Source organism: Phenylobacterium sp. (assembly GCF_030693405.1).
GTDB lineage: Bacteria > Pseudomonadota > Alphaproteobacteria > Caulobacterales > Caulobacteraceae > Phenylobacterium.
In genome coordinates this window covers 1-4775 of record NZ_JAUYAW010000002.1, presented here as the reverse complement: position 1 = coordinate 4775, position 4775 = coordinate 1, and the positions used below count along the sequence as shown (strand labels likewise).

5 protein-coding genes are annotated in these 4775 nt (G+C 68.8%); 4 read left to right on the top strand and 1 reads right to left on the bottom strand.

The genetic code is table 11. The annotated features are described in order from the left end of the window. Both Q8N19_RS00035 and Q8N19_RS00030 read left to right on the top strand, forming a co-directional pair. Positions 1-284: GNAT family N-acetyltransferase (locus tag Q8N19_RS00035; RefSeq protein WP_305587617.1), on the top strand; the 284-nt coding region annotated here is incomplete at its 5' end. Positions 285-314: 30 nt separating this feature from the next. Next, the gene (locus Q8N19_RS00030; RefSeq protein ID WP_305587616.1) at positions 315-1973 is read left to right on the top strand and encodes a bifunctional diguanylate cyclase/phosphodiesterase; all 1659 of its coding nucleotides are present in this window, start codon (positions 315-317) and stop codon (positions 1971-1973) included. Positions 1974-1992: 19 nt separating this feature from the next. Here Q8N19_RS00030 and Q8N19_RS00025 read toward each other — a convergent pair whose 3' ends face one another. Further along, complete coding sequence (locus Q8N19_RS00025; RefSeq protein ID WP_305587615.1) at positions 1993-2589, bottom strand: YqgE/AlgH family protein; 597 nt, start codon at positions 2587-2589, stop codon at positions 1993-1995. A 126-nt stretch (positions 2590-2715) separates the two neighbouring features. Here Q8N19_RS00025 and Q8N19_RS00020 point away from each other — a divergent pair, with 126 nt between their 5' ends. Continuing rightward, positions 2716-3204 carry a peroxiredoxin gene (locus Q8N19_RS00020; protein ID WP_305587614.1) on the top strand — a complete coding sequence of 163 codons (489 nt, stop codon included), beginning with the start codon at positions 2716-2718 and terminating at the stop codon, positions 3202-3204. Positions 3205-3319: 115 nt separating this feature from the next. Continuing rightward, positions 3320-4600, top strand: coding sequence for a bifunctional alpha/beta hydrolase/OsmC family protein (locus Q8N19_RS00015; protein WP_305587613.1), 1281 nt, complete (start codon positions 3320-3322; stop codon positions 4598-4600). Positions 4601-4775: the final 175 nt, after the last annotated feature.

Genomic DNA, 4775 nt, shown 5'->3' with positions numbered 1-4775 from the left:
GCTATTGGTGCGGTCAGCCCTTCACCCGGCGCGGCCTCACCCTGGCGGCGGCGCGGGCTCTGAACACCTTCGCCTTCAACACCTTGGGCCTCCACAGGCTGGAGGCTGCTTGTCTGCCGCATAACGCTGCGTCCCGCAGTTTGTTGGCCAAGGCGGGGTTTGAGGAGGAAGGGTTCGCCAAGGCTTATCTGAAAATTAACGGCGTTTGGCGAGATCATGTCCTGTTCGGCATGACCACGCCCCGTTCGCGGGACGAGGCGCCGGAGGTGACTGTTTCTGTTTAGCCGGCGGCCTGCGCCGGCCCCCGAGAGGCCATGGCGAGCGATCGTTGGATATGGGACGCCACGAGCACGCTGGAAGCGCTGGGCGCGGCCGATGTGGTCCTCTGGCACTGGGAGCCTGAGCGCGACCGCCTGCGCCTGACCGGGGCCTCGAGGGCCCTTGGCCTGGGCCCGCTGGCGCCCGAGTGCTCGTCTGCCGCCATTCGCGCGCTCGCCCTGCCCCAGGATCGCGCCCGGGCCGAGGAGGTGCTGCGCGTGCAGGAGCCCGGCGCCGAGATCGCGGTGCGGCTGCGCATGCGCGGCGGCGGGGTCTGCATCTGGCGCGGGGTCTGGCTGGAGGAAGGGGTGCGCGCCGCGGGCGTCGTGGCCGCCGAGACCAAGTTTGCCGCGTCTGACCTCGACAGCCTGACCGGCCTTCTGGACCGCAAGAGCTTCATTCTGCGAGCGCGGGAGCATCTGCAGATTCCCGGCGACTATGAGCTGGTGGTGGGCGATCTCGACCGCCTACGCCGCCTGAACGAAGCCCTTGGCCATGAGCGGGCGGACCTGGTCCTGGCGGCCCTTGGCTCCCGCCTGGCCGCGGCCTTTCCCCCCGGCGCCCTGTTGTCCCGGGTCGGCGAAGATGAATTTGGCGTCCTCGCGCGGGTGGGCGATGTCCCAGCCAGCGAGGTCCTGCGCTTGGCCCTGGAACGCCCGCTGCGGGTGGCCGGGTTCGATATCCATCCCACCCTCTCTGTGGGCGCCGTGCGCGCCCGGGGCGGGGACGAGGCGCCGGAAGCGGCGGAACTGCTGCGCCGGGCCGAGCTGGCTGTCGAAGCGGCCAAGACGGGCGGACGCGGCGGGGCCGCGGCCTATGGCCGGGCCCTGGAGAGCGATGGCCTGTCCCGACTGGCCATGGAGGGCGACCTGCGCGGCGCCATCGGCCGCGGGGAGCTGACGGCCTTCTATCAACCGATCGTCCGGCTCTCGACGGGGGCCTTGTCGGGGTTCGAAGCCCTGGTGAGGTGGCGTCACCCCAGGCGCGGCCTGCTGATGCCCGACCAGTTTCTGCCGCTCTGCGAAGAGATGGGCCTGATGAGCGCGCTCGGCTCCCTGATGATGCGCGAGGCCGCCAGCCAGCTGGCGGTATGGCGGCGCAACCACCGGGCGGCCGGCGAGCTCACCGTGGCCGTCAACCTGTCCACAGGCGAAATCGACCATCCAGACCTGATCTCCAATGTGGTGCGGATCCTGCGGGAGACCGGCCTACCGCCAGGCGCCCTGAAGCTGGAGGTCACCGAAGGCGACGTCATGCGCGATCCCGACCGGGCGGCGATCATCCTGCGGGACCTGCGGCAGGCCGGGGCGGCTCTCGCCCTGGACGACTTCGGGACAGGCTTTTCGTCCCTGTCCTATCTGACGCGCCTGCCGTTCGACACGCTGAAGATCGATCGCTACTTCGTCCGCACCATGGGCACAGACGAAGGCTCGGCCAAGATCGTGTCCTCCGTGGTCAAGCTTGGCCAGGACCTGGACCTGGAGGTGGTGGCCGAAGGGGTGGAGAACGCCGGCATGGCCCGTCAGCTGCTGGCCCTGGGCTGCGACTACGGGCAGGGCTTCGGCTACGCCCCGGCCCTGTCGGCCCAGGAGGCCGAGGTCTATCTCAATGAAAGCTATGTGGACGGCGCCGCCCCGGTAAAGGCCCGCGGCTGAAGCCGCCACCGGGTCAGGCTCAGGCCTGACCGGCCGTCGCCGACAGCAGGCCCGGATCGACGCCCAGCTTGGCCAGGGCCTGGGACCATTTGTGATCGTGGTCGTCCCCGAACAACAGGGCCTCGTCCGCCGCGCAGGTCAGCCAGACATTGTCGCGGATCTCGCGTTCCAACTGGCCCGCGCCCCAGCCCGCATAGCCCAGGGCCATGACGCTGCGTCGAGGACCGGCGCCATGGGCCAAGGTTTCCAGCACCTCCCGGGTGGCGGTCAGGGCGATATCTTCCCCCACGGGCAGACTGTGCTCGCTGCGATAGTCGGCGGTGTGCAGGACAAAGCCGCGTTCGCGTTCGACCGGGCCGCCGATCAGAATGGGATCATCCAGTCCTGGGGCGCTGTCCATGACCGTGGGAATATCCAGGCGGTCCAGAAGGTCGGCCAGCATCAGGCCTTCGACGGGCCGGTTTACGGTCAGCCCCATGGCGTGTTCTTCGTCGTGGGCGCAGACAAAGATCACCGCCCGCTCGAAGCGGGGATCGCCGATGCCCGGCATGGCGATCAGCAGTTTTCCCGAGAGATAGGTCCCGGCCGGTTCTGAGGTCTGGTCGATGGCGCCCATCCCCCTAGTTTGAGGTTGAACGCGGCGCTTTCAAGACACAGTTGGCCTGCGAAGGTTGAAGGGGTCGGGCAATGCGTTATCTGCTGGCCATACGCCCATCCCGGCGACCTATTGAGGAGCACGGCCATGACCATCAAAACCGGCGATAAGCTGCCCAGCGTCACCCTGACCCAGGCGACCGTGGACGGCCCCAAGCCCGTCTCGACCGACGACCTCTTCAAGGGCAAGACCGTCGCCCTGTTCGCCGTGCCCGGCGCCTTCACCCCGACCTGTTCGGCCCGCCACCTGCCGGGCTATGTGGACAAGGCCGAAGCCATGAAGGCCCAGGGCGTCGACCTGATCGCCTGCCTGTCGGTCAACGACGCCTTCGTCATGAAGGCCTGGGGCGAGGCTCAGTCGGTGGGCGACGACATCACCATGCTGGCCGACGGCAGCGGCGACTTCACCCGGGCGGTGGGCCTGACCATGGACGCCACCAAGTTCGGCATGGGCGAGCGCTCGCAGCGCTATTCCATGATCATTGAAGACGGGGTGGTGAAGTCGCTGAACGTCGAAGAGCCGGGCGAATTCCGGGTGTCCTCGGCCGAGTATCTGATGGACCAGCTCGGCGCCTGACGGGCGCCGGGGGCGGCGGAACGCCCGCCTGATCCTGGCCGTTCGCCAAGATCGCGGGCTGGCCCCGCCGCCCCAGCGGCCTGGACGTTCCAGGCCCGTACGAATGGAGAGCCCGATGCCCAGCGCAGGTTTCGACTTCGAGAACGCCGCGGGCCGGCGTCTTTCTGGCGTGCTTGAAACAGGGTCCTCGCCGCCCCGGGCCTTTGTGGTCTTCGCCCACTGCTTCACCTGCGACAAGCGGGCGCTGGCGGCGGTCCGCATCAGCCGCGCGCTGGCCGACCAGGGGTTCGGCGTCCTGCGCTTCGATTTCACCGGTTTGGGCGAGAGCGAAGGCGACTTTGGCGAAGGCCTGTCCAGCGACGTGGCCGATGTGGCGAGCGCGGTCGAGGCGATGAACGCCGCGGGCCATGAGGTGCAGGTCCTGGTGGGACACAGTTTCGGCGGGGCGGCGGTCCTGGCTGCGGCGGGCCAATGCCCGACGGTGCGCGCGGTGGCGGTGCTCAACGCCCCGGCCTCAGCCGAACACGTCCTGCGGAACATCGAGGGCCTGCCGGCGACGGACGGGGATGGCCGCGTGCCCGTGGAGATCGCCGGGCGCGAATTCGCGCTGAGCGCAGGCTTCATCGCCGATCTCGCTCAGCAGGATCAGGCGAAACGTATCGCCCATCTGAAGCGCGCGCTGTTGATCCTGCATGCGCCCCGGGACGAGGTGGTGGGGATCGACAACGCCACCGAGATCTTCGTAGCCGCCCGCCATCCCAAGAGCTTCGTGTCCCTCGATGACGCCGATCATCTGCTGACCGACAAGGCCGATACCGACTATGCGGCGGCCGTGATCGCGGCCTGGGCGGCGCGCTATCTGACCGCCTCTGAGCCCGCCGAGGCCCCGTCCCGCGAGGCGGTGCGGGTGGAGGAGACCGGCGGCGGCAAGTTCCAGGTGGCGGTCTGGGCGGGGCCAGCCCGTTTCCTGGCCGACGAGCCGACGGAGGTGGGTGGCCTGGACTCAGGACCCAGCCCTTATGACCTGCTCGGCGCGGCGCTGGGCGCCTGCACGGCCATGACCTGCCGCCTCTATGCTGATCGCAAGGGCTGGTCTCTGGACAAGGTCAGCGTGGAGGTCACCCACGCGGCGCGCACCGCCACCTCAAAGGACAGGTTCGTGCGCGAGATCGGGCTGGAAGGTGAGTTGGACGCCGACCAGACCGCGCGACTGATCGAGATCGCCGAGAAGTGCCCGGTCCATCGTACGCTGACCGAGGGGGCCGAGGTGACGACCCGGGCGAGGCCGACCCCAGCGCCCAAGCTGGCGTCTCTGGATCAAGGCGACCACTTCGCCCGCATGGATGAGGCCTGCGCCGAGGACGACCCCACCGCGCCGTGCCCGCAAGACCCTTGACCTGACGCTGGGGGAGCGCGGTCAACTGGGCGCGACGACATCGAAGGGGACGCGCCGCCATGAAGTTCTACAATTCCGTCGGGCCCAATCCGCAGGTGGTGCGCATGTTCATGGCCGAGAAGGGCCTGGATATCCCGCGCCAGCAGGTCGACCTGATGAAGGGTGAGAACCGCCA

Coding starts and splice junctions, on each gene's coding strand:
- Q8N19_RS00015 (WP_305587613.1), top strand. CDS start 3,320: ATGCCCAGCGCAGGTTTCGACTTCGAGAACGCCGCGGGCCGGCGTCTT.
- Q8N19_RS00020 (WP_305587614.1), top strand. CDS start 2,716: ATGACCATCAAAACCGGCGATAAGCTGCCCAGCGTCACCCTGACCCAG.
- Q8N19_RS00025 (WP_305587615.1), bottom strand. CDS start 2,589: ATGGGCGCCATCGACCAGACCTCAGAACCGGCCGGGACCTATCTCTCG.
- Q8N19_RS00030 (WP_305587616.1), top strand. CDS start 315: ATGGCGAGCGATCGTTGGATATGGGACGCCACGAGCACGCTGGAAGCG.